Source organism: Lysinibacillus louembei, from assembly GCF_033880585.1.
In the GTDB taxonomy this organism is placed as follows: Bacteria; Bacillota; Bacilli; order Bacillales_A; family Planococcaceae; genus Metasolibacillus; species Metasolibacillus louembei.
The window spans coordinates 2,385,660-2,408,587 of the sequence record NZ_CP137624.1; the positions used below are offsets into that span (position 1 = coordinate 2,385,660).

30 protein-coding genes and 1 pseudogene are annotated in these 22,928 nt (G+C 37.6%); 26 read left to right on the top strand and 5 right to left on the bottom strand.

Going from position 1 to position 22,928, the window contains the following annotated elements; all coding sequences use genetic code 11:
• Window positions 1–4 precede the first annotated feature (4 nt).
• Window positions 5–493 (bottom strand): ImmA/IrrE family metallo-endopeptidase, encoded by a 489-nt coding sequence (locus tag R6U77_RS11900; protein ID WP_319835798.1) that lies wholly within the window; start codon window positions 491–493, stop codon window positions 5–7.
• A 133-nt stretch (window positions 494–626) separates the two neighbouring features.
• The gene (locus R6U77_RS11905) at window positions 627–992 is read right to left on the bottom strand and encodes a helix-turn-helix domain-containing protein (RefSeq protein WP_319835799.1); all 366 of its coding nucleotides are present in this window, start codon (window positions 990–992) and stop codon (window positions 627–629) included.
• 180 nt (window positions 993–1,172) lie between these two features.
• On the opposite strand from R6U77_RS11905, the gene R6U77_RS11910 reads away from it, so the two are divergent.
• From R6U77_RS11910 to R6U77_RS12030, 25 genes and pseudogenes are all read left to right on the top strand, one after another.
• Window positions 1,173–1,349 carry a DUF3954 domain-containing protein gene (locus R6U77_RS11910; protein ID WP_293929042.1) on the top strand — a complete coding sequence of 59 codons (177 nt, stop codon included), beginning with the start codon at window positions 1,173–1,175 and terminating at the stop codon, window positions 1,347–1,349.
• A gap of 136 nt (window positions 1,350–1,485) precedes the next feature.
• On the top strand, window positions 1,486–2,001 hold the full coding sequence (locus R6U77_RS11915) for a sigma factor-like helix-turn-helix DNA-binding protein (RefSeq protein ID WP_319835800.1): 516 nt from the start codon (window positions 1,486–1,488) through the stop codon (window positions 1,999–2,001).
• A 169-nt stretch (window positions 2,002–2,170) separates the two neighbouring features.
• A complete protein-coding gene (locus R6U77_RS11920; protein ID WP_319835801.1) occupies window positions 2,171–2,596 on the top strand; it encodes a phage tail terminator family protein in 426 nt (141 codons plus the stop codon).
• Window positions 2,593–2,778 (top strand): hypothetical protein, encoded by a 186-nt coding sequence (locus R6U77_RS11925; protein ID WP_319835802.1) that lies wholly within the window; start codon window positions 2,593–2,595, stop codon window positions 2,776–2,778. The genes R6U77_RS11920 and R6U77_RS11925 overlap by 4 nt, the downstream gene beginning before the upstream one ends.
• A 1-nt stretch (window position 2,779) precedes the next feature.
• On the top strand, window positions 2,780–4,096 hold the full coding sequence (locus R6U77_RS11930; protein WP_319835803.1) for a phage tail sheath family protein: 1,317 nt from the start codon (window positions 2,780–2,782) through the stop codon (window positions 4,094–4,096).
• A gap of 13 nt (window positions 4,097–4,109) precedes the next feature.
• The gene (locus tag R6U77_RS11935) at window positions 4,110–4,625 is read left to right on the top strand and encodes a phage tail tube protein (protein ID WP_319835804.1); all 516 of its coding nucleotides are present in this window, start codon (window positions 4,110–4,112) and stop codon (window positions 4,623–4,625) included.
• A 37-nt stretch (window positions 4,626–4,662) separates the two neighbouring features.
• A complete protein-coding gene (locus tag R6U77_RS11940) occupies window positions 4,663–5,097 on the top strand; it encodes a phage tail assembly chaperone (protein WP_319835805.1) in 435 nt (144 codons plus the stop codon).
• Window positions 5,098–5,126: 29 nt separating this feature from the next.
• A complete protein-coding gene (locus tag R6U77_RS11945; protein WP_319835806.1) occupies window positions 5,127–5,294 on the top strand; it encodes a hypothetical protein in 168 nt (55 codons plus the stop codon).
• Between the two features lie 177 nt (window positions 5,295–5,471).
• The gene (locus R6U77_RS11950) at window positions 5,472–7,646 is read left to right on the top strand and encodes a tape measure protein (RefSeq protein ID WP_319835807.1); all 2,175 of its coding nucleotides are present in this window, start codon (window positions 5,472–5,474) and stop codon (window positions 7,644–7,646) included.
• Window positions 7,630–8,310 carry a LysM peptidoglycan-binding domain-containing protein gene (locus tag R6U77_RS11955; protein WP_319838374.1) on the top strand — a complete coding sequence of 227 codons (681 nt, stop codon included), beginning with the start codon at window positions 7,630–7,632 and terminating at the stop codon, window positions 8,308–8,310. The genes R6U77_RS11950 and R6U77_RS11955 overlap by 17 nt, the downstream gene beginning before the upstream one ends.
• A complete protein-coding gene (locus R6U77_RS11960) occupies window positions 8,303–9,265 on the top strand; it encodes an XkdQ/YqbQ family protein (RefSeq protein ID WP_319835808.1) in 963 nt (320 codons plus the stop codon). The genes R6U77_RS11955 and R6U77_RS11960 overlap by 8 nt, the downstream gene beginning before the upstream one ends.
• A gap of 1 nt (window position 9,266) precedes the next feature.
• Window positions 9,267–9,644 carry a DUF2577 domain-containing protein gene (locus tag R6U77_RS11965; protein WP_319838375.1) on the top strand — a complete coding sequence of 126 codons (378 nt, stop codon included), beginning with the start codon at window positions 9,267–9,269 and terminating at the stop codon, window positions 9,642–9,644.
• Window positions 9,644–10,057, top strand: a complete 414-nt coding sequence (locus R6U77_RS11970) for a DUF2634 domain-containing protein (RefSeq protein ID WP_319835809.1) — start codon at window positions 9,644–9,646, stop codon at window positions 10,055–10,057. Before R6U77_RS11965 ends, R6U77_RS11970 begins: the two co-directional genes overlap by 1 nt.
• The gene (locus tag R6U77_RS11975) at window positions 10,057–11,115 is read left to right on the top strand and encodes a baseplate J/gp47 family protein (protein ID WP_319835810.1); all 1,059 of its coding nucleotides are present in this window, start codon (window positions 10,057–10,059) and stop codon (window positions 11,113–11,115) included. Before R6U77_RS11970 ends, R6U77_RS11975 begins: the two co-directional genes overlap by 1 nt.
• Window positions 11,108–11,716, top strand: coding sequence for a putative phage tail protein (locus R6U77_RS11980; RefSeq protein ID WP_319835811.1), 609 nt, complete (start codon window positions 11,108–11,110; stop codon window positions 11,714–11,716). Before R6U77_RS11975 ends, R6U77_RS11980 begins: the two co-directional genes overlap by 8 nt.
• A 16-nt stretch (window positions 11,717–11,732) precedes the next feature.
• Window positions 11,733–13,205 carry a phage tail protein gene (locus R6U77_RS11985; RefSeq protein ID WP_319835812.1) on the top strand — a complete coding sequence of 491 codons (1,473 nt, stop codon included), beginning with the start codon at window positions 11,733–11,735 and terminating at the stop codon, window positions 13,203–13,205.
• The gene (locus R6U77_RS11990; RefSeq protein WP_319835813.1) at window positions 13,202–13,594 is read left to right on the top strand and encodes a hypothetical protein; all 393 of its coding nucleotides are present in this window, start codon (window positions 13,202–13,204) and stop codon (window positions 13,592–13,594) included. The genes R6U77_RS11985 and R6U77_RS11990 overlap by 4 nt, the downstream gene beginning before the upstream one ends.
• A gap of 6 nt (window positions 13,595–13,600) precedes the next feature.
• On the top strand, window positions 13,601–13,774 hold the full coding sequence (locus R6U77_RS11995) for a hypothetical protein (RefSeq protein ID WP_319835814.1): 174 nt from the start codon (window positions 13,601–13,603) through the stop codon (window positions 13,772–13,774).
• 152 nt (window positions 13,775–13,926) lie between these two features.
• Complete coding sequence (locus tag R6U77_RS12000) at window positions 13,927–15,501, top strand: phage tail protein (protein WP_319835815.1); 1,575 nt, start codon at window positions 13,927–13,929, stop codon at window positions 15,499–15,501.
• 11 nt (window positions 15,502–15,512) lie between these two features.
• Window positions 15,513–15,842, top strand: coding sequence for a hypothetical protein (locus R6U77_RS12005; RefSeq protein WP_319835816.1), 330 nt, complete (start codon window positions 15,513–15,515; stop codon window positions 15,840–15,842).
• Window positions 15,843–16,040, top strand: a complete 198-nt coding sequence (locus tag R6U77_RS12010) for a hypothetical protein (RefSeq protein WP_319835817.1) — start codon at window positions 15,843–15,845, stop codon at window positions 16,038–16,040.
• Between the two features lie 52 nt (window positions 16,041–16,092).
• Window positions 16,093–16,245: a hypothetical protein gene (locus tag R6U77_RS12015; RefSeq protein ID WP_319835818.1), complete on the top strand. Its 153-nt coding sequence runs from the start codon at window positions 16,093–16,095 to the stop codon at window positions 16,243–16,245.
• Between the two features lie 413 nt (window positions 16,246–16,658).
• Window positions 16,659–17,063, top strand: a complete 405-nt coding sequence (locus R6U77_RS12020; protein WP_319835819.1) for a phage holin family protein — start codon at window positions 16,659–16,661, stop codon at window positions 17,061–17,063.
• Window positions 17,060–17,542: pseudogene (locus R6U77_RS12025) on the top strand (peptidoglycan recognition protein family protein); the annotation flags it as partial. The gene R6U77_RS12020 and the pseudogene R6U77_RS12025, both read left to right, overlap by 4 nt.
• A gap of 350 nt (window positions 17,543–17,892) precedes the next feature.
• A complete protein-coding gene (locus R6U77_RS12030) occupies window positions 17,893–18,117 on the top strand; it encodes a transcriptional regulator (protein WP_319835821.1) in 225 nt (74 codons plus the stop codon).
• 302 nt (window positions 18,118–18,419) lie between these two features.
• On the opposite strand, the gene rpsD is transcribed toward R6U77_RS12030, so the two are convergent.
• Entirely contained in the window at window positions 18,420–19,022 is a 603-nt protein-coding gene (gene rpsD / locus R6U77_RS12035; protein WP_293928640.1) for a 30S ribosomal protein S4, read from the bottom strand.
• Window positions 19,023–19,521: 499 nt separating this feature from the next.
• Between rpsD and R6U77_RS12040 the strand changes: the two genes are divergently transcribed.
• The gene (locus R6U77_RS12040; protein WP_319835822.1) at window positions 19,522–21,402 is read left to right on the top strand and encodes a sensor domain-containing diguanylate cyclase; all 1,881 of its coding nucleotides are present in this window, start codon (window positions 19,522–19,524) and stop codon (window positions 21,400–21,402) included.
• A gap of 166 nt (window positions 21,403–21,568) precedes the next feature.
• Here the strand turns inward: R6U77_RS12040 and R6U77_RS12045 are convergent, their stop codons facing one another.
• Window positions 21,569–22,051, bottom strand: coding sequence for a GAF domain-containing protein (locus R6U77_RS12045; protein WP_293928643.1), 483 nt, complete (start codon window positions 22,049–22,051; stop codon window positions 21,569–21,571).
• Between the two features lie 22 nt (window positions 22,052–22,073).
• Window positions 22,074–22,865: a histidinol-phosphatase HisJ gene (gene hisJ, locus R6U77_RS12050; RefSeq protein ID WP_293928657.1), complete on the bottom strand. Its 792-nt coding sequence runs from the start codon at window positions 22,863–22,865 to the stop codon at window positions 22,074–22,076.
• Window positions 22,866–22,928: the final 63 nt, after the last annotated feature.

The window sequence follows — 22,928 nt, forward strand, 5'->3', positions numbered from 1 at the left end:
TGAATTAACGATGATAGCGGTATAATTGGTTTTGCTTATTATTTAAAAATTGTATAAGTCTATTTTTTGCAACTTCTGGCTCTACACAAAAATTTTGCTGGATTTTGACAATTTCTTTATTGGTGACGTCATACAGCTCCATTCGCTCTAATAAAAAAGTAGGAATACACGCATGGTACATAAAATTATTTGCTTTTGATTCCTGATATTTTTGAAAAAGCGGAGGCAAGTTAAATTGGTTGCCACTATGCAGCAGCACATGACATAGTTCATGACAAAAATCCTGCCATTCCTTTTCAGGTGATAGGTTTTCCTCAAGAAAAATATAAGCGCGCCCTTCGATAAATAAAGCCTGGCTACACTCTGACCAATAAAACACTTTTATGCCTAATCTTGTAGCGATTTCTTGAAAGCTTAATAAAGATAAATCTGTAATGCCCAACTGCTTATAAAAGTGCGTAATATAATCCTCAAGATGTGTATAATAGTACATTGAAACAACTCCTAAAATGCCTTTAAGAACATTTGTTCTATTTTATTTTATAATAAAACCTCACATTTTGCTAGTGAGGTTTGGCATATTATTGATAAATCAGCAGGAATCCCCACTGATTATTAGGGTCATTTTAAAGCTCTCCATGATCCTTTAAAATTTCCCACATTTTGCGTAGCTTTTCTAAATCCTCTTCCTTTGACTTCGGCAATTCCTTATACCATTTTTGCAGCGTCGGATTATTAGCGAATGCTTGAAATTCAGCTTCATCCTTTTCCTCTTGTGTCAATGTAGACGAACTAGAACGCCCGAGAAGATAGTCTGTGCTAACATCCAGTACGTTTGCTAATTGCAATAATTCATTATCTTTGACAGGTCGTTCATTTGCTTCAATTCTATTCATAACGCTAACATTAAGATTCACTCGGCTTGCTAGCTCTCTTTGTGTCCATCCTCGGCTTTCTCTTAATGAAACGATTCGCTTTCCGATATTCATCATCATTCACCGCTTTCAGAGATTTCATACTTCATTATAGCATGTTTCTATTTTAGAAACCATAAATTTCTTTAATAGAAATTTTTAGCTTGAATTTCTGTTTTAGCAATGATATAGTAGTGATAATAGTTGCTGAAATAGAAATTTTAATATCGGGTAATAGACAACGAAGGAGGATTAAGAATGAGCAAAGAAAATCAACAAATCAATGTATTTGAAAATGGTATTTATATTGTACAGGATGGATGTATTACACCATTAAAACCAAAAGATTTTGGACAAGATACAATCATTTGGAAAAATGGGCGCGTACTAGATGTAGAACGAGCAGAGCGAATCCGCATTCAACAAATTAAATAATCGTCCCTACGGAAAAACCGACGGACACTAATTGATTTTGGTTATGTAACCAAGTCGATTAGTGTCCTTTTTATTTTGATTTAGGAGATGACAACTACCAAAGGCGTAATTGATTTGAAAAGAAAGGAGCAAGCAGATGGTTAAATATTTTCCAGATTTAATTGAAGAATATAAGCAATCATTAAAAAAATTGCAGGAAATAGGCGGATGTTCAAGCATGGAGCGTGATGTAAAGGAGGCGATTCAATGGATGGAAACAGGCTATGATCCAGCTGAGTATCGAGCAGCCACTCGCAAGGATTGTTATGTAATGGACCATTATTTGATGCAGCAATTTCTTTTATCCGTTGATTGTGATTTCACTGCATCTGATAGTGATCAACAGCAGCTAAATAATGAGGAGAATCGAATAGATAGCATGCAAAGTATTATAAAGGAAGCGCTAGTAGGATTAACAGAAAATGAGCGTAAAGTATTCATACTCATCCGCGCTGAATATATGACGTTTGCGAAAGTAGCGGACATTTTAGAAATTACACGTAGCTCTGTGCAAAGCTATTTAAGAAGGGCTGAATTAAAAATAAAAAACAATATTAACTGCAAAAAACTAATCTGTCATGAAAGCGGCTTTATCATGAAAGATTCATTTTAAAGATTCGCCATACAAATGCCTATATAGTGAGGAATTCATTTTAGGTGTAGCAGCTTGCCATACAAACACCTATATAGTGAAAGATTCATTTTAAAAGCAATGTCTTAAAGGAGGGGATGAACATGAAAAGCAATGAAGCAATTTTCAAAGTACGAAAGGAGGAACGATGATGGAGGTCAGCCACATTATAGAAGCAATTTCTCAAAGGCTTCAAGAACAGTTTGGCGATGGCTACAAGCGATATCTTAATGAAATGCCACAGACGGTGGAAACTCCAGCTTTTTTGATTCAATTGCTGAAGCTAGAGCATACACCTCAAATGAGCAAGCGAGCTAAAATCACGCTATTTTTTAATGTGAAATATTTCCCGTTGCAAGGCCAATTAGAGGCGGCAAATCATGCATTGCGTATTCAGCATGCATTAAAGGAAATCACATTACAGGATGCCACCGTGCTCTTAGCAAAAGGAGCATATAGTGAGCTACATGAAGGTATTGCGCATAATTTCATGTATTTTGATTTCCTCTTACAAGATGAGGAAGAAAATGCATTGATGGAATCATTGCAGATAAAGGAAAGGGATGACAGCCGTTGACACGCATTAAAGCATCGTCTAATAAAAAGGCTATCCAACAATTTACGAAAAAACAATTGATGAATAGCCAAAAATATCTGCATCGACATGATGCACTTCAAGCATTATTAGATGCAAACACCATGTATTCATATGAACAGGTAGAAACCATTTTAAAGCAGTTTGATAAAGGAGGAAAATAGAATGGCATTAGGTGGAGGAACATTTTTAACACAAAATAAAGTATTACCAGGTACGTATCATAATTTTATGAGCGCAGCACGTGCCTTTGTCAATTTATCGGAGCGAGGCTATGTTGGCTTACCGATTGCACTAGATTGGGGCGTAGACGGTGAAGTATTTACCGTAACGCAGGAGGATTTACAAAAGGATAGCCGCAAAATTTTCGGCTATGACTACACAGACCCGAAATTAAAAGGGATTCGCGATATTTTTAAAAATGCGATTACGGTATTTTTCTACAAATTAGCAGTCGATGCTGTAGTAGCACAAAATGACTTTGCGCAAGCGAAATACAAAGGCGTACGCGGGAATGATATTACGATTGTGATTCAAGCAAATGTAGATGAGCCAACGAAATTTGATGTGCAAACATTGTTGAATGGCACGCTCGTTGATGAACAGCTTGCGGTCGCAACGGCTGCTGATTTACAAGCAAATGATTTTGTTACATTTAAAGCTGCTGCTACGTTAGAGCCTACAGCTGGTACACCGTTAACAGGTGGTTCGAATGGTTCAGCGATTACAGGTGGCGCACATCAAGAGGCATTAGATGCTTTGGAGGCATATGGCTTTAATACACTTGGCTGCTTATCAGCTGATAGCACAATTAAATCCCTTTATGTGGAATATACAAAGCGTTTACGTGACCAAGTAGGAGCGAAATTCCAATTAGTAGGGCATAAGCTTGGCACAACAGATCACGAAGGTGTCATTGATGTACAAAACGATGCAATTGGTGATGAGGTATTTGGCGCTGTTTATTGGGCGACAGGTGCACAAGCAGGTGTTGCTGTAAACCGTTCGAACACGAACAAACGCTATGACGGTGAATTTGTACTGGATATGGCTGAAACGAAAACACAATCCCAGCTGACAGCCTTATTAAAAGCAGGTAAATATGTGTTCCATCGTGTTGGAGACGAAGTACGTGTGCTTGAAGACGTTAACACATTTACATCGTTCACAGCAGATAAAAATGAAGACTTTAGCATGAACCAGGTGATTCGTGTGCTTGATCAAATTGCCATTGACACAGCGCAGCTCTTCAATGAGCGCTATCTCGGCAAAGTGCCGAATGATGCAGATGGACGCATTTCACTTTGGAATGATATCGGGGCACATCGTTTAGAGTTACAGCGCATTCGTGCGATTGAAAACTATAACAAAGACGAGTTGACTGTAGAGCAAGGCAATTCGAAAAAGGCTGTTGTTGTCAATGAAGTTGTGACGCCTACTGTAGCGATGTCACAGCTATATATTACAACAACAGTAGCATAAGGAGGAGCAGTAGATGATGAAAACTGAATTATTAATGGAGTTAGACCTACAATATTTCGCAGAACCAACAATGCATGCACGTAATGCCATTCATGGTGCACAAGGACGAGCGTTCGTCACAATCGAGGGCAATCGCTACTTATTTGCACAGCTAATCAATTTAGAGGCCAATATGGAAAAAACGAAAACACAGGTGCCAATTATGGGCCGTACAGGGAAGGGGAACAAGGCAACAGGCTGGGAAGGAACAGGCTCAGCTACATTCCACTTCAATACCTCGATTTTCCGCCAGCTGTTAAAGCGTTACAAAGATACAGGTGAAGATATTTATTTTGATATTCAAGTGACGAATGAGGATAAATCCTCTACTGTTGGTAGCCAAACAACAATTTTAATTGACTGTAATCTTGATGGAGGGCTTGTTGCATCACTTGACGCAGATGCGGAGTATCTAGAGGATTCAATTGAATTTACATTCGAGGATTGGGATATGCCAGTCCAATTTGCAACATTACCTGAAATGCTTTAATAAATCATTGAAATTAATAAAGGAATGGTGAAAATACATGAGTAACTTACAAGCGTTTTTTGCACACAATAAAAAGAAGCAGGACAATATTAAGCAGCCGATTTCCAAAAGCTTTATGGATGAAACAGGAAAAGTGATCGAATGGGAATTTGCACCGATTTCACCAGAGCGTGATACGGAATTAAAAGGACAATGCACAAAGCGTACCTTGATTACACAGGGCAAGCGCAAGGGGCAATATAACACAGATTTTGACCATTTTACTTATCAGCGTCTTTTAACGGTTGAATCAATTGTCTTCCCAAACTTACATGATCGCGATTTACAGGATTCCTATGGTGTCTATGGCGCTGATGAATTGCTCGGCAAAATGCTAACAATTGGTGAAATGGCGGATGCAGCAGCGGCAGCACAGGCAGCGAATGGCTACGAAGTAAATGTTGAAGAACTTGTTGAAGAAGTAAAAAACTAATTGAGGATGGCGATGGTGATGCCAATTTGATGTACTGGTGGGTACATAAATTCCGTCGCCTGCCATCCGAATATTTCGCACTATCCGTGGCAGACAAAGCCTGTATTATAGCAGCGATACAAGTAAAAATCGAAACAGATAAAAAAGCTGAACGCGAATCAAAGCGGGCAGGTAGAGGCAAGGGGAGAAGACGTTGATGAAGTTTCATCGTGTTAATTCGCCCGTGAGATGCCCATTTTCGCCCATTAAACATCGAAAATCGCCCGCAAGATCAGCAAATTCGCTCAATTAAACGAAAAACAGAGACGTATTTGAAAAGGCACAACCTTTTCGAATACGTCTTTTTAATCATGTAAAGAAAGGAGGAGCAAAGAATGGCTACAATTCAAAATGCTTTGCAGGTAAGTAATCACTTGCCTCAAGTAATTAATAATATGCCCCAAGTAATTAATAATGTACCTCAGGTAATTAATAATTCTCCTCAAGTATTGAATGCATTGCCTCCAGGTGATGGTGCTTTAACTCGAATAAGTAATAGTGCGATGCCAATGATTGATGCAAGAAGTATAACCATACAATTAACACAAATTAATACGCTATATACTCAGATGGAGCGGGAAATTGAAGAAGTGGATGCAGCACAGGAGAGGCTAAATGAGAGGCTAAATAAAGGCGGCGCTGTAGTCGGTGCTATGATGAATAAAGTTAAAGGTTTAGTAGCAAGTGTACTGAATTTTGAGAACTTCAAAGTAGTCATTGGTTTATCTGATGATATGGCAACTACACAAGGGCGTTTAGAGTTAATGAACGATGCATATCAAAAGCAAGCACAGGAAGCCGGTGTTGTAAATACAGCACTGACGTCAACCTCTGCATTACAAGATATGATATTTGATTCTGCCCAGCGTACATTTGGCTCCTATCAAACGACTGCTGATATGGTTAATCAACTTGGTACAGCAGCTTCAGGGGCCTTTAGTAGTCCAGCAGAAATTGTTGCATTTACTGAGCAAATGAACAAAACAATGGCAGTTGCAGGTGCCCCTCCTGAAGCGATGTCCAGCGTAACACAGGCAATGACCTCTGGCACGATGGATAGCGCAGGGCTTAATAATTTAGCAAAACAGGCACCAGCTGTTGTTGGAAATATTCAAAATTACCTTGAGGATGTCATGAATATAGATGCCTCTAACCTTAAACAATTAGCAACAGAGGGCGTCATTACAGCAGATGTTATCAAAAATGCGATGTTCTATGCAGCCGAGGACACCAATGCTGCTTTTGCGAGTATGCCTACTACGTGGGGGAATATATGGCAAAATATTAAAACAGGCGCCTTAGAAGCATTTTCTCCGATATTACTAAAAATTAATGAGCTCGCTAATAGTGAAAAAATACAGCAAGTAATAGCTGGAATTGGTATAGCATTTGGGTTAGTTGCTGGATGGGCAATGACCGTAATGGATTTATTTATTACAATTGGGAGCTTTATTTATGATAATTGGTCATTGATTGCACCTATTGTGCTAGGTTTAGCAGGTGTTTTACTCACACTAGCTACTTATTTAGGAATAGTAGAATTGGTCACAACATTAGTATCTGTGGCTACGTGGCTCTGGAATGCTGCCTTAACTGCTAATCCGATAGTATGGGTAATCATGGCGGTAATAGCTTTAGTAGCAATATTTTATTTGATAATCGCAGCCATCAATCATTTTGCGGGAACATCTATTAGTGCAACAGGAGCAATTATAGGGGCATTCGCAGTTTTAGGAGCCTTCATTTGGAATACTGTCGTTGGGGTACTTAATGCAGTGATTCAAGCCGTATGGTCTATTCTTGTTGATCCTTGGATTGCAATTATTGAATGGGTGTTAAATGTCTTTAATGGTGGATTTAATAGTTTTGGTGATGCAGTTGCAAACTTGATTGGGCAAATCATTTCATGGTTTTTGACACTTGGTAAAGTAGTAACTGAAATTATCGACGCTATATTTGGAACCAATTGGACAGCAGGGTTGTCGAAATTGCAAAAAAGTGTAGTTAAATGGGGTAAGAATGAAAATGCTATTACCTTAGATCGAGAGGCACCAACGTTTGATTCTAGGATAGAATATGGAGTTGCTTGGGATGGAGGATATGATTTTGGATCTGGTCTACTTGATTTTAACAAAGAAGAAAAGCCACCAGAAGAACCACCTCCGTACGTTCCAGTAGAGCTACCACCTATGCAAGGTCCAGTTGATCAATCCTTAGCATTTGGAGACCAATTAAACAAAGGCAATGAGCATAGTAAACAAATTGCAGATAATACAGGTGCCATGGCAAACGGCGTAGCGATGATGAATGAGGACTTGCAATATATGCGCGATATCGCGGAGCGCGAGGCAATTAATCGTTATACAACGGCGGAAGTAATCGTTGATGCCCGCAGTGAAAACCATATTAATAGCGAGCTAGACATTGATGGTGTTATTGATCGCTTTGGCCAAAAGGTAGAGGAAGTTGCTGTTGGCTTGGCAGAGAGTGGGGGTGTCAGCCTTGTATAATTTTTTTATTGACGGTGTACAGCTTCCTGTTGCACCTGCATCTATGTCCATGAAAATTAACAACAAAAACCAAACGATTGTTTTAATGAATGAAGGTGAGGTCAATATTCTCAAGAAGCCTGGTTTAACAGATATTGATTTTGAAATATTGCTCCCGAATGTTCCCTATCCGTTTGCGGTGTATCCGGACGGTTTTCAGCCCGCAGCATTTTATCTTGATAAATTAGAAGAATTAAAAGTATCGCAAGAGGCATTTTCATTCATCGTTAATCGTATGAGACCAGATGGCTCCTTACTATTTGATACAAATTTTAAGGACGGGGAACCTAAAAAATTTTCATTGGAGAGCTATGAGATTGAGGAAGATGCTGAAAACGGCTTTGATGTCAATGTCAAAATTAGCTTGAAGCAATGGAGACCATTTGGCACAGTGAAAATTAAAGAGGATAAAACATCTAAGAAAAAAGCTGTATCCATTGAAAAACAGCGTCCTGTCACAGGTAAAAAAACACCTAAAACCCATACAGTAAAGCAGGGGGATACGTTATGGGCTATTGCCAAAAAATATTTAGGTGATGGCTCAAAATATACACAGCTCGCTAAACTCAACAACATTAGCAACCCTAATATTATCAAGGTAGGGCAGGTGATTAAGCTTGGGTAAGGGACGGTTATACATTACGTCAAGAGGGCGGACTTTTGATTGTGCAGTGCTAGAGCCAGTTATTTGGGAAACACAACGAAAAGGATCACCTGGCAAGCTAGAATTTAGTGTTATTAAGGACAAGGTGCTCGGTTTTCATGAGGGCGATGAGGTGTACTTTGAATATGATGGAAAGCCAATTTTTAATGGCTTTGTTTTTACAAAAAAACGCTCAAATAATCGCATTATATCAGTTACAGCATTCGATCAGCTATGGTACTTCAAAAACAAAGACACTTACACATATAAAGCAAAAACAGCGTCACAGGTGCTACAAATGCTAATCAAGGATTTTAGATTGCAGGCAGGTGTGATTGCGGATACAAAATATGTGATTGCCTCACGTGTGGAGGATAATACGGATTTATATGGCATTATGGACAATGCGCTAAGCATGACAACCCAAAATACAGGTGTTCTTTATGTTTTATATGATGATTGTGGCAAATTAAGCTTGCGTGATGTAAAAATGCTGAAGCTTGACCTTTTAATCGATGCAGAAAGTGGCGAAACCTTTGATTATACAAGCTCTATCGCAGATAACACCTATAACAGAATTAAGCTATCACGAGAAAATAAAGAAACAGGTAAGCGTGAAATTTTTATTGTCCAGCATGGCGAAAATATTAATCAATGGGGCATGATTCAGTACACAGATAAAGTAGAGGATGGCGAAAATGGCGCAGCGAAAGCACATGCGCTGTTGTCATTATATAATCAAAAATCGCGTCAGCTTCATATAAACAGCGTGTTTGGTGATATAAGGGTGCGTGGTGGCTCATTAGTAGGTGTGCAAATGTATTTAGGTGACCTAACTGTATCGAATTATATGATGGTGGAAACAGTTAAGCATACATTTTCTGAGGGAGATTATCGCATGGATTTAAAGCTGATTGGAGGGGAATTTATTGCGTAATATGTCAGACATTATACAAACAATCCGCCAATTAGTATTAGATGCTGTAAATGCTCAAAAACTTGCCACAGTCGTCTATGGAACAGTGATTAGCACTGCACCATTAAAAGTACAGGTGGACCAAAAGCTTATTTTAGAGCAGGAGCATTTAAAGCTAACACGTGCAGTAAAGAATTATGAGGTAGAAATGACGGTAGACCACCTCACCGAAAGTCGCTCAGGAGGTAGTGGTGATGCAGCCTATGGGGAGCACAATCATGAATATAAGGGGCGTAAAAAGTTTCTGATTCATAATGGCTTAGTCGTTGGTGATAGCGTCACAATGCTTCGTACACATGGTGGTCAACAATATATAATTCTAGACAAAGGGGTGATGTAATGCTACCAACTGCATTTCAAGAAAACGATGGCTTAGAAATGATTTTCGAACAACAAACTCAAACCTCTAGAACGTACAAAATCGATTTTGAAAAAAAACGTATCATTGGCTATGTAGATGAACGCGAAGCTGTTAAACAATTTATTATTAAAGCGCTCAATACAGAGCGCTATGAATATTTAATTTATAGCTGGGATTATGGCACTGAAATGGCGCGTCTATTTGGTAAGCCAATTCCTTATATTTATTCAGAATTAAAAGGGCTAATTACAGAAGCATTGACGCAGGATGATCGTATCGAAAGCGTTGATGCTTTTTCCTTTAGCCATTACAAAAACAAAGTGCATGTGCAAATGACTGTGCACACTATTTTTGGGCCAATTGAAGCAGAAAGAGAGGTGACAGTAGCCTAATGTTTGAACGTGAAACCTTTGAAGCAATTATAGAGCGTATGCTAGAGCGCGTTAGTCACGATGTAGATAAACGAGAAGGCTCCATTATTTATGATGCAGGAGCGATGACAGCGAAAGAGCTACAAGAAATGTATATCGCGCTTGATGGCGTTATTTTAGAAACATTTCCTGAAACTGCCTCACGCCCTAATTTAATTCGACGAGCTGCCGAGTATGGCGTATACCCATACCCTGCGACACATGCCATTTTAAAAGGTGAGTTTAATCAAGATATACCAATCGGCTCACGCTTTTCACTTGATGAATTAAATTATATTGTCATTCAGCGAATAGGCGTTGGTGTTTATGAGATGCAATGCGAAGAAATTGGCAGTATAGGCAATACTCAATTTGGTCAGCTTATACCAATTGACTATATTGATGGCTTACAGCGTGCCGAGCTGACAGAGCTGCTAATACCTGGTGAGGAAGAGGAGCCGACAGAGGATTTTCGCGTGCGCTTTTTCTTAACGCGCAATCAAGTGCCTTATGGCGGAAATCGCGATGATTATAAACAAAAAGTGATGGAAATACCAGGTGTTGGTGGCGTCAAGCCATATCGTACACCATCTGGCGGAGGCACAGTTGGTCTTACGATTATCGATTCAAACTATGAGCCTCCTTCCCAAGCGGTCATCGATGAAGTACAAACATTCATCGATCCGATACCTAATAATGGTGAAGGATTAGGTATTGCCCCATACGGACATCGTGTAACGGTTCAAGCTGTAGAGACGGTAACTGTTGATTTATCAATGAAGCTTGTCTTAAATGGTGCAACGATTGGACAGGTACAGACTGACATTGAAGAAATTACTGAAGCTTATTTTTTAGAGCAGCGTAAAGCATGGGATAAGGAGGATTTTCTAATTGTCCGCCAATTGCAAATAGAATCTCGAATATTGGAAGTGGCAGGTGTTAATGATGTACTACAATCCACAATTAATCAGGTGAATAGTAATTTATTATTAACAGCTAGTCAAATTCCTGTATTAGGGACGGTGACACTGTATGAGTAATCGTATTATGAACAACCTCCCACCCATTTATGATGGCATTAAGGAAATGGAAAAGCTATCAAGTACGGTTGCTACAGAGATGGATGCATTAGAAGCAGCTAAAAAAAGAGTAGAAGATGAACAATTTATTATGACCGCTAGTGAAAAGGCAATTCGTACAAGAGAGCACGCTTATAATATTAGGGCTGATGCAACAACGGAATCTTTAGATTTTCGTCGCAGACGCTTAATTGTTCGGCAATCTACTCGTTTGCCAATGACTCAGCGAAAAGTACATGAAATTATTAATGAGCTAGTAGGGGAAGGCAATTGGGAGGAGCAATTAAGCGTAGAAATGTGTGAAGCATTGTTTGTATTTGATGCTTCCAGTAACTCTGTTGATAAAGAAATCGACTATACACTTGATCGTATCATCCCGCTCAACATTGCTTTAAAAATTGCAAGGCGACTCACAACAAAACTGCATGTACCAAGCTTTATGATGAGTGGCTCTGAAATTACTTTGCATCCGATGAATATTGAAGATATTAAGCAGCAAACAACAACCAATAACCTAACAGCGATGAAAACCGCTGCCAAAATAACATTAACACCAATGTAATGAAAGGAGTGATACTGTGACACAATATGGCACAATCATAACAAATGTTGGCTTAGCTCAAATCGCCAACGCCCAAGTGACACAGCAAAAGGTCGGCTTACAATATATCGCGCTTGGAGATGGAAATGGCTCCTACTACGTACCAACAGCCAATCAAAGTGCATTAGTCAATGAAGTATGGCGAGGCCCTGTATCGAATGTAATCATTGACCCAGCAAACGACAATCGCATTATTATCGAGGGTCTCATCCCCCCAACAGTAGGCGGCTTCACAATCCGTGAAATCGCTGTATTTGATGACCAAAACCAGTTAATTGCAGTAGGACAATACCCAGAAAAATATAAACCTCAGCTAAGCGAAGGTGTCTCAGAAGAAACACTTATCCACTTCGTTATTGAAACGAATAATGTAGATGCTGTAGAGCTAGCCATTGATCCAACGATTATTATTGCTAGTCGTGAATATGTGGATGAGAAGGTTGCGGCTGTTAGTTCGGATTTGATGCGGATGGAAGAGGAGTTTGTTGCGCACTTGGACAATGAGACTGTACATCTTAAAGAGGGTGAGCGTGATAAGATTGCAAATTCATGGCAAAAAGGTGTTTATAATGATGTCTCTGTTACAAATCTTGGTACAAGGATAGCTACAAGGTTAATGACATTCAATGATTGGGATGTTAATAACTCAAAATTGGATGCCACTTACATTAATATTCCTACTAATAATTTTTCAGGAATAATTAAGCTAACTCTATTTAGTGGTTATAATGTTACAAACGCAATGGGCGGTGCAGAAGTGCTCTATCATATTGGTAAAGTTAACGAAACTACTTATGCCAATGAAAAAAAAATAATTTCTATGTCTAGCCATTTTACAGCTAGATTTTATGTAGGAGACGCGGTATATCTAGCAAATAGATTATACATTCCTATTACGAAAGCGCCGAATTCAAGAAATCTACTCTGTGTGAAAATAGAATTGATTGCGGCAGATGATGGGCAAGCGTATAATCTGATAAATAATATTACGATGTCTCGTGACCCACTTATAGCAGAACCGCACCCTTGGACACCACAAACATCTAGTTTTGTGCAAAAAACAGGAGAAAATACAATCACCGGTTTACTTACGACAAAAGAAGATGTAGTGATAGAAGGGAATGTAAGGAGTCTTGTTTTTCGCACACCTAATAAAACTCATCAAGCATCATTACGTCTGAATGCTTCTGATGAAAACGATTTTGGTCTAGATATTTGGAGAAACGGCACCGTGGGCCTGCGTATTGATAGGTTTGGTAAAACTTTTGTGCAAGACCGTGAGGGGAGCTTGTTCAATTTAGCCGATTTACCTTTTTTCTTGCGTTGGGGTTATCCGAATCCTGAAGGAACTGTGACCGCAGTTCCAGGAACTCTCTATTTAGAAGCTACGAACGGAAGGCTGTATGTTAAGCAATCCGGATATGGAAATACAGGGTGGGTGATGAAATGATAAAAGAGCTTAAAACTGTAGTTATCTTAGACAATGAAATCATCAACGTTGGTGAATGGGATTATCAAGAGCAACGAGTTGTGTCAAATCAAGCAAAAATTGATGCAGCTATTGAACACAATGTAGCTGTAGACGAAGAAAATTATATTGAAATGCCTGCCCCAATTATTGAAACAATTCAGCGAAATCCGTTACCAGCTGGTGCAATAGTAGAAGAAAGAGAAATGCACTACACAGATGAGCATGGTTGGCGTGAAGTTAGCTGGACACCTCTAATGACAGCGGATGAAAAGATAGCTAACTTAGAGCAAGAAAAAGAGCAATTGGCTCAAACATTAGATATGGTTTTAATTGATTTAATTCCAGCGTTATTCACCAGAGGAGAGTGATTTTAAATGGTTACATTTATAGCAGGGCGCATTATGTTAGAGGCAGATAAATCAATGCAACAGGGGCAAGACAAGTACAAAGCTTACTTTGTTAATACATCAATCTATCATAAGCATAAAGATGTTGTAGACACAATTTTACGAACAGACGGATATACAGATGTTATTGTAACGACTTAATAGTTCCCAAATGTGTATCAATGAAAACACTGTGGATTAAGCATAACGAAAGATAATCATTTAAACGATTATCTTTCGTATTTTTATTTTAAATAATCATTAAAACTACTTGAGCAATACGAAAAATACTTATAGATGAAAGGAATGATATTGTGACACAATACGGCACACTTATAACGAATATTGGTTTAGCCAAGATTGCCAATGCACAAGTGACACAACAAAAGGTCGGCTTACAATATATCGCACTTGGAGATGGAAATGGCTCACATTACGTTCCAACACAAAGCCAGAGTGCGTTAGTCAATGAAGTATGGCGTGGCCCCGTTGCAAATGTAACAATTGATTCAATGAATGACAATCGAATTATTATTGATAGTGTTATCCCATCTGATGTAGGTGGCTTTACAATTCGAGAGATTGGTATATTTGATGAAGAGAATCAACTAATTGCATTAGGGCAGTATCCAGAGAAATATAAACCACAGTTAAATGAAGGAATAACAGAAGAAACGCTAATTCATTTTGTTATTGAAACAAATAATGCAGATGCTGTTGAACTATCAATTGACCCTACAATTATTGTTGCTAGTCGTAAATATGTGGATGAACGAGTTGCAACTGTTAGTACTAATTTGATGGAGTTGGAAGAGGATTTTACTGCGCATAAGGGCAATTTTAATAAGGAAATTTTGATGCAACATAAATTTTATGTAGATGGGGCAACGGGTTCAGATGCAATAGGCGATGGTACAGAAGATAAACCTTTTAAAACTCTTAAAAAGGCTATGGATGTTTTACAAAATAAAACGTCAGCAAAAGGTGTGGAAATTCGTATTAAGCCAGGTGTATATCGTGAAAATATATTTCTTGAGGCTGACGTATCTCTTCGATTAACTGCTTGTGATGGGGAAGTTTTCATAATACATGAATCTACAAGTGTTAATGACAATAATAACGTTACTATGATGTTTTGGAGATTACGATCATTGTATTTTCACCAAGAGAATGGCGGCTCTTTTCAAATTCTAATTGATCCAAAAGGTATGAATTCAAGAGCGTTAGATATTCGTTATGTACCTGAAGTTGCTGTTGGTTCGCTAGCTACAGTAGGGGGAGTAGTTGGGGCAGATATTAGCAAGGTAGTAGCTTTAAAAACTGATAATTCAACTGCAAATATATCAATAAAATTTGTTAATTCTGATATAGTTATTTCTAATGGATTTGGTTCTACCTTAGTCAATAGTGGCATTACGTTTACTAATTGTAATCGAATAATTAATGAGAGGGGCGCTATATTTTCGAATGCATTAGGCGATGCGTATATAGGTGTACCTGTATATAACATGAATAACGCAGGGATGTATCTTAACTATGTTAACAATGGAATTATCATAGAAAGTGGCGAAAATGCAAATGGCAGGTATATCAAATTTGCAGACGGTACATTGATTTGTATAACAAACAATCTACAGTGCCCTTCTGTGAATACTCAAATACCTAACTCTGGTCTTTATCGTAGTGATTCTTTGAGTTGGACATTTCCGGCAGTTTTTATTAATGTGGCTTCAATAGCAATGCGAGTTACAATGGGGGCAAGTAGTAGTTGGGCAACTATAGGTGGACAAGCTACAACTGCATATAGTGCCAGTTATCAAATATATTCATCGATTCCTTATCCAGCAAATTCACAGGTATCAGGAATTGCCATTGGACGATGGAAATAAGGAGGATAAATATGAAACGTAAATTTTCACCTGTACGAAGTGATAACAAAATAAATTATGAATTTGAGGGGGAACTTGTAAAAGTAACTCATACAACTTTTTCGACAGAAGAAGTTGATGGAATGCCTATAGTAATGGTAGATACAGAAACAACAGATATCTTCAATTTTATTGATTTTCCAGATGGACAAGCAGTTGTTTCAGAAATCGAAACAACTTTACCTATTAATCCATTCATATCTGTAAAAAAAGTAGCTGGTATTTTAGAGCTAGAATTAATCAATTTTATTGGGGCTGATGCTACCAAAGAAGAAAAATATCCTGAGTGGGAGGAGATTTAATTGGGAAAAATTAAATGGAAAACGCAAGTTGAAATTGATGAGGAGAAAAATGCTCCTAAACCTCTAACTCAGGAGGAACGTATTCACGAATTAGAACAAGAAAATAAACTTTTAAAAGCGCAAAACACTGCATTAGTACAACAAACGGAATTTCATGAAGAGGTTTTGACAGAAATCATTCTGGCACTTAACTCATGATATTCTGTTTTTTATTACAGAAAACTTTAATAAATTAAGAGGAGATGATTTTATGATGGCATTGTTATTAGCACAGCGAGTTATTCTTATGAAATTGGAGTTCGAGGCAGTTCCAACAAGCTTAAAGCCACAGGTATATGAGCATTTAGTTGATAATGGTATTGAATTTTTAGCTGGTAATTATCAGTCACCTACAAAGAAGTGATAACTGTTTACAGTAGTATATAATATAATCATCAAATAAAGAAAAGATGTGTTTTTGATGGGGAAGCTCACAAGTCCTTTAATTAATGGTAAATCATATGAAGTCTTAATTATCAAAAGAAAATATTCTAATGAGCACACTATTATAGTGAAAGATGGAAGTCAAGTCTTGACCTTAAGAGATATTAGCAATTTACCTCAATTGAAGGAGTGGTATGACACTTTACCTGTATTAATCAAATTAATAGAGTAGCATACTTGAATGAATTAATCATCAAGTATCCCCTTATACGTAAAAACTACTGATTAAATTAATCAGCAGTTTTTTATCACATCAAAACCCCAATCATTAAAAATATTAAAGGACACGTCAAAAGGCGTGTCCTTTTTTCAACATAAAAAGGAGGTGGTCAAATGGAAAAATATATAGCTGTAGTGAGCGGCACTGTTGGAGCAATTGTATCTTATTTAGTCGGCGGCTTAGGTATGGCTGTTACAGTGTTGATTGCACTAATGGCATTAGATTATGTGACGGGGCTTTTGCAGGCGATGACGAATCGTTCGCTCAATTCTCGTGTAGGATTCAATGGCATTATTCGTAAAATTTATTATTTAATGTTGGTAGCAGCCGTTTATTTAATTGCACTTGTCATACCTGGTATTGAGTATGCAGGCGATGGTGCGGCCATCGCTTTTTGTGTGCTCGAATTTATCAGTATCACCGAAAATGGCACAAAGATGGGCTTATGGATGCCAAGCTTTATCAAAAATTTATTGGCGATTGTGAAAGATAGAACGGGAGAGGGTGATGCAAAATGAGCTACTTGTTTAAGCAAAGCCTATTACCTGCAAGTAAATATGTGATGAAAGCTCCCTTCACGATGGTTGCTGAATATATTACAGTGCATAATACTGCCAATGATGCTTCGGCAGCTAACGAGGTAGCTTATCACAATCGCAATGACAATCAAATCAGCTTTCATATTGCTATAGATGATAAAGAAGTGATACAGTGCATTCCATTTCATCGTAATGCGTGGCATTGTGGAGATGGTCAAGGTGCAGGAAATCGTAAGTCTATTGGTGTCGAAATTTGCTACAGCAAAAGTGGCGGAGCACGTTATGAAGCGGCGGAGGAAAATGCTGTACAATATATTGCTTCACTATTGCAGCAATTTGGCTGGGGCGTTGATCGTATTAAAAAGCATCAGGATTGGAGTGGCAAATATTGCCCACATCGCATTTTAGAGGAAAAACGCTGGGATAGCTTTAAGGAGCGCATACAAAAAGCATTGGATAAGGAGAAAAAAATGGATTTGTTAACACCTAATGGTCGTGCTGAAATTCGCGCATTGCTTAAAAAAGCACGAGAAAAAAATATTATTAATAAAGCGATACACACAGACAAAGCAATTGAGCAATATGATGATATTCAATTATTGAGCTATCAAGCAGCTGTTATGAATCGGGTATTTTAAAAATATAAAGTGTCTGAAAAGTGGTTTAGCATACCACTTTTCAGGCACTTTTTTTGTTTTATAAAAAAGGCTGAAAACATTAGCTTTAACAAATATTACATATTGCAAAAATGGAATAAATGTTCTATTATAAATACAAACAAACGTTCTTATTGGGGGAGTGAAATGAAATGCGTAATCAGCTTATAAAAGCGCTGCAGCATCAGTTATTATTGGATATTATCTATATAGCGAAGGATGGAAAAATGTCGAAACGACGTGTGAAATTGATTAAAATAGCTAGTGAGACGGTGCAGGCATATTGCTTTACGAAACAGGCGAAGCGCACTTTTATCATTGAAAACATACTGGCCATTGCTCCAAGCAAACAAAAAGGACATCAAAATATCGTATAGCAGTCTAAGTCTTTCTAGAAAGAGAATCGAGGGCACAAAATCCCTTTACGGTTACACCATAGATGGAAAACCCATATACGGATTTTCCATAAACGAAAAAGCCGCAACTACTAAGTACTTATATAACTAATTACTTACTATATAAAATACTAATTTAAAATAATGATGATGTCCCTTTTCTTATTGTTACTTGCTATTTAAAGTGTAAGGGAATCAAGAGAGGCTGTTTGGGTGGCGATCATTTCATAAAAAAACCGCCAAATGCTTGATATACAAGCATTGGCGGTTTGAAATTCGGAAAATTAACGAGAATAGAACTCTACGATTAATTGTTCGTTGATTTCAGCTGATAATTCAGAGCGCTCTGGGAAGCGTACGAATGTACCTACTTTGCTATCTGCGTCAAATGAAAGGTATTCTGGTACGAAGTTGTTTACTTCGATTGCTTCATTAACAACAGATAAGTTTTGTGAACGTTCACGTAAAGAAATAGTTTGACCTGGTTTTACGCTGTATGATGGGATATCAACGCGTTTGCCATCAACTGAAACGTGACCGTGGTTTACTAATTGGCGAGCAGCACGACGAGTGCGAGCTAAACCTAAACGGTAAACTAGGTTGTCAAGGCGAGTTTCAAGAAGGATCATGAAGTTTTCACCGTGTAGACCTTGTAATTTACCAGCTTTGTTGTAAGTGTTTTTGAATTGACGTTCAGTCATACCATACATATGGCGTAATTTTTGTTTTTCTTGTAATTGTAAACCATACTCAGATAATTTTTTGCGTTGGTTTGGGCCGTGTTGACCTGGTGCGTATGGGCGTTTTTCGATTTCTTTACCTGTGCCGCTTAGAGAAATACCAAGACGACGAGAAAGTTTCCAAGATGGACCTGTATAACGAGACATAATTGTGTCTCCTCCTTTAAATTTGGTTTTTTGTTGTAAAACAAAACCAGTTGTCTCCGAACTTATTTTGCATTTTATTATTTCATATCTTCGCCCTTGCAGCCATAGGGTTACACAATACACCGTTCACAGTTTTGTGAAGGAATAAAATACAGAAAAAAGCTACACAACTGCTGCATTTATTTTACACTCTGACAATTCTATCTTGTTTTAGCTTGTTAGTCAAGAGAAAATAGTTGTCATGATAAATATGAATACGGCATAAACTATATGGGTAGTTCAAATCGTATCTAACCTTTAATTATGTTATATTGGAAATTTTAAATATAAAAACGAATAAATAAGTATTTTTATATATTTTTTTATGTTACATTGAATTTAGTGTAGTTTTTATGAAAAAAATGTGAATATTTTCATAGTTAAATAGGCTAAAAGTAAGGTATAATGAAAAGCATGTGCAATATAATCCTTTTGACAGTAAAGGAGAAAAGGTGATTTCATGATTTTTGACCATCAACAAAAACTTATTGAAATTAAATCTGATTTAATGGACTTCCATATTAACTCTAACAATGAGCTTGATGATTTGAATGAATTTGTTCTTTTAATAAGCAAATTATTAGAAAGACATTTTCTTATAACAAACTGTATATTTTTCAAGTGGACAGACGATTTATTTAAGCCGGTGAACCATAGTGATCGGAATATGAACTTATATAATATATCCTCGATTGCCCTTGAGTCTTATTTTAAACAACAGTCACTCATACCGATTCCTCCAGCTTTGAAAAAAGAAAAAGGCTTGGAACAGATGACGCATATGCTGTTGTTGAAAATAGAAGATCAAGACCCAAGCGGTGTATTTGTTTTTAAGGAATCATTGCCATGTCCGTTTTTCGATAATTTAGAATTCATGGAAAAAATTGTTCTTTTGCTTTCGGAAGTTGTACAGACAAAAATGAAAAATATAAATATGCGACAAAATGAAATTCAGTATCGCAAACTATACGATATCGCTAATCTTTTCCACTCAACGATGGATGTGGATACGATTTTACAAAATGTGCTCGCGATTATTAAAGATAATTTCCCGAATTTAAAAATAGAATTAATCTTGTCCAACAACCAAGATCAAAAAACAAAAGTAAACATAAAACAATTTGATTATTTATCTGAACGAGCAACAACAATTGAAGCCTTTTTATCTGGGGAAATGACAGCTGAGCATATTCCAGAATTCAATTGCTATTTGTTGAATGCACCAATTAAAGGGCAGCAGGCAACCTATGGAATTTTACAAGTAACTGTGCAAAGTGACTACACGATTACTGTATCGCAAAGAGAGTTCATTCAAGTATTAGCTCAAGCATCAGGGAATGCATTAGAAAATGCTAAATTATATCATCAATCCTCCCGCTTAATAAGTGATTTGCAATTGATTAATGAAACATCGCATCGCTTAAATATGCGCCTTGATATTGATGAGATGCTGTTGTTTTTACAAAAACAGTTAATGAAATCCTTTCATCCAATGGAGCTCTGCTTCATATTTAAAGAGGATGAGCAGTTTGAAATGACATCTGCATGTACAGGTTTATTTAAAACAGCGCAAGGTGATATGTATATTCAACATGTAGAAAAGCATTTTTCACATTCACAGGACCCTTTATTTATCGCAGACTTTAGACGAATTATAGAGGATGAACATATAGAATTCAGATCCATTATGGCGATTCCGATGATTGTGGAGGAGCGAATTAATGGTTTTAGTATTGTTATGCATAGCGAGCCTTATTTCTTCTCATTTGATAGCTTTAAGCTAATGCAATCGCTTATTCATCATTCCTCTTTAGCAATTGCCAATTCGAAATTGCGTCATCAATTACAGGAAATGGTTGATAAAGATCATTTGACAGGCTTGTACGCAAGAAGCTATTTAGATCATTTTGTAGAAAAATCATTGCATGAAGATGATGCTGGGATGTTTTTATTAATTGATATTGATAATTTTAAGCATATTAACGACACATTTGGCCATCAAATGGGCGATACTATTTTAAAGCAAATTGGTATGCAATTGCAGCGTATCGTAAGCAAACAAGGTATTTGTGCGCGCTGGGGCGGAGAGGAAATGTCTGTCTACATCCCGAATGTCTCGGATAAAGAAGCATTCATGGTAGCCAAAACATTAGTGGACAGCATCCCGAAAGTAACGGAGCCAAGCGTAACGATTTCTGCCGGTTTAATTACATGGGATAAAGAGGAGAGACCGGAATTCCAAGCGTTATTTTTACATGCGGATACAGCGCTCTATAATGCGAAGAATAATGGGAAAAATCAAGTGTGCATCTTCCATCATTCGATGCAATTACAGCATTAAAAAGCTGCCTGAAAGGATAGTTCTTTTCAGGCAGCTTTTCATTATCAATTACGCCCTGACATCCAGGGGCTTTATTATGATTCAGTGGGTGTTTGGACACCCATTAAATGAAAGAGAATTTAAGTATTCATCGCACCACCTATAGAGGGGGGCGTTTTCTACTGAATCATGATAAATGCTTTAACAATGTTTGAACAAATAATGTTAAACCTTGCTCGTCCTCTGCAGAAAAGCGATTTTTTATAGGACTATCAATATCTAATACCCCAATCACTTCATCCTCTTTTAACAATGGGATGACAATTTCTGAATTGGAAGCGGCATCGCATGCGATATGTCCTGGAAATGCGTGCACATCTTCCACAACGAAAGTTTTCTTCTGTTCCACAGCAGAACCGCATACACCACGGCCAACTGGGATGCGTACACAAGCAGGTAGCCCTTGGAATGGTCCAAGTACAAGCTCGCCATCCTTCATTAAATAAAAGCCTACCCAGTTAATTTCCTGTAAAAATTGATTTAGTAACGCGGAAGCATTGCTTAAATTCGCAATTACATCCTTTTCTCCTGTAAGAAGTGCGTCAAGCTGTTTTGAAAGCATGGCATATTGGCTTTCAAGCGTGCCTTCATATTGTGTTTGAGCAAACATATTTTTACCTCCAGTTAATACTTTATGAAAATAATAAATCATAGTGCTGGTGCAAATCTTGCACAGTGTGTGCATCTGAGCCGAAAGTATAGCGAAGCCCAATTGAATGTGCGTACTCCAGCGTGGCTAGCGGCGGATAAGGCTCTAAGCAAAGCGGTTTGCTTAAACCTGCACTGTTAAAATCCATTTCATAGCCTGCGCTTTGCATATGTAGCATTAATTTCTTAATTTGTGCTATATCATCAATTTGTTCACCGTGTGCATGCTGAAATTTGTGAATCAATGTCGGATGTCCGATTCGCTTCGGCTTATATTTACCTAAATCGCTATCAATTGATTGGTGAACTGTTTCATAATATAATTGATACAGTCGTTGCACAGAGCCTAATTGTTCGGCGTATTGTAAATATACTTCTTTCGAAAAATCAATACAAGTATAACGGTTTTGCCATTTTAAAAAATGGACAGAAAGAATCGAATCATCAAGCAATGGACCATATTCATTGAGAAATTGACGCGTTTCATGCTCAAAACCAGCAATAAAATCGACTTCAAGTCCAATATTAATACGGATTTGTGAAGAATAGTATTTTTTTATCTGTTGCAATTGTGTAAAATAGGATGGGAGCAATGCTAAATCCATCCCACCATCCTTATCAGGTGTAGGTTCATCAAATGATGGCGGCAGCGGTGCGTGCTCCGTAAAAGTAATTTCGGAAAAATGACAGGCAATTGCTTTTTCAACATAATGTTCTAATGCATCTTTTGAGCCGTGTGGACAAAAGGGTGTGTGAATGTGACCATCTTTTTTCATAAAAAGACAACTCCTTTCATTTACTTTGATAAAAACTAAAACAAATCATATAAAACATGGTAT

What these genes read in the sequence shown, in the direction of transcription:
- R6U77_RS11900 (WP_319835798.1), bottom strand. Translation starts at nt 493, where the DNA reads ATGTACTATTATACACATCTTGAGGATTATATTACGCACTTTTATAAG.
- R6U77_RS11905 (WP_319835799.1), bottom strand. Translation starts at nt 992, where the DNA reads ATGATGAATATCGGAAAGCGAATCGTTTCATTAAGAGAAAGCCGAGGA.
- R6U77_RS11910 (WP_293929042.1), top strand. Translation starts at nt 1,173, where the DNA reads ATGAGCAAAGAAAATCAACAAATCAATGTATTTGAAAATGGTATTTAT.
- R6U77_RS11915 (WP_319835800.1), top strand. Translation starts at nt 1,486, where the DNA reads ATGGTTAAATATTTTCCAGATTTAATTGAAGAATATAAGCAATCATTA.
- R6U77_RS11920 (WP_319835801.1), top strand. Translation starts at nt 2,171, where the DNA reads ATGGAGGTCAGCCACATTATAGAAGCAATTTCTCAAAGGCTTCAAGAA.
- R6U77_RS11930 (WP_319835803.1), top strand. Translation starts at nt 2,780, where the DNA reads ATGGCATTAGGTGGAGGAACATTTTTAACACAAAATAAAGTATTACCA.
- R6U77_RS11935 (WP_319835804.1), top strand. Translation starts at nt 4,110, where the DNA reads ATGATGAAAACTGAATTATTAATGGAGTTAGACCTACAATATTTCGCA.
- R6U77_RS11940 (WP_319835805.1), top strand. Translation starts at nt 4,663, where the DNA reads ATGAGTAACTTACAAGCGTTTTTTGCACACAATAAAAAGAAGCAGGAC.
- R6U77_RS11945 (WP_319835806.1), top strand. Translation starts at nt 5,127, where the DNA reads ATGTACTGGTGGGTACATAAATTCCGTCGCCTGCCATCCGAATATTTC.
- R6U77_RS11950 (WP_319835807.1), top strand. Translation starts at nt 5,472, where the DNA reads ATGGCTACAATTCAAAATGCTTTGCAGGTAAGTAATCACTTGCCTCAA.
- R6U77_RS11965 (WP_319838375.1), top strand. Translation starts at nt 9,267, where the DNA reads ATGTCAGACATTATACAAACAATCCGCCAATTAGTATTAGATGCTGTA.
- R6U77_RS11970 (WP_319835809.1), top strand. Translation starts at nt 9,644, where the DNA reads ATGCTACCAACTGCATTTCAAGAAAACGATGGCTTAGAAATGATTTTC.
- R6U77_RS11975 (WP_319835810.1), top strand. Translation starts at nt 10,057, where the DNA reads ATGTTTGAACGTGAAACCTTTGAAGCAATTATAGAGCGTATGCTAGAG.
- R6U77_RS11980 (WP_319835811.1), top strand. Translation starts at nt 11,108, where the DNA reads ATGAGTAATCGTATTATGAACAACCTCCCACCCATTTATGATGGCATT.
- R6U77_RS11990 (WP_319835813.1), top strand. Translation starts at nt 13,202, where the DNA reads ATGATAAAAGAGCTTAAAACTGTAGTTATCTTAGACAATGAAATCATC.
- R6U77_RS11995 (WP_319835814.1), top strand. Translation starts at nt 13,601, where the DNA reads ATGGTTACATTTATAGCAGGGCGCATTATGTTAGAGGCAGATAAATCA.
- R6U77_RS12005 (WP_319835816.1), top strand. Translation starts at nt 15,513, where the DNA reads ATGAAACGTAAATTTTCACCTGTACGAAGTGATAACAAAATAAATTAT.
- R6U77_RS12015 (WP_319835818.1), top strand. Translation starts at nt 16,093, where the DNA reads ATGATGGCATTGTTATTAGCACAGCGAGTTATTCTTATGAAATTGGAG.
- R6U77_RS12020 (WP_319835819.1), top strand. Translation starts at nt 16,659, where the DNA reads ATGGAAAAATATATAGCTGTAGTGAGCGGCACTGTTGGAGCAATTGTA.
- R6U77_RS12030 (WP_319835821.1), top strand. Translation starts at nt 17,893, where the DNA reads ATGCGTAATCAGCTTATAAAAGCGCTGCAGCATCAGTTATTATTGGAT.
- rpsD (WP_293928640.1), bottom strand. Translation starts at nt 19,022, where the DNA reads ATGTCTCGTTATACAGGTCCATCTTGGAAACTTTCTCGTCGTCTTGGT.
- R6U77_RS12040 (WP_319835822.1), top strand. Translation starts at nt 19,522, where the DNA reads ATGATTTTTGACCATCAACAAAAACTTATTGAAATTAAATCTGATTTA.
- R6U77_RS12045 (WP_293928643.1), bottom strand. Translation starts at nt 22,051, where the DNA reads ATGTTTGCTCAAACACAATATGAAGGCACGCTTGAAAGCCAATATGCC.
- hisJ (WP_293928657.1), bottom strand. Translation starts at nt 22,865, where the DNA reads ATGAAAAAAGATGGTCACATTCACACACCCTTTTGTCCACACGGCTCA.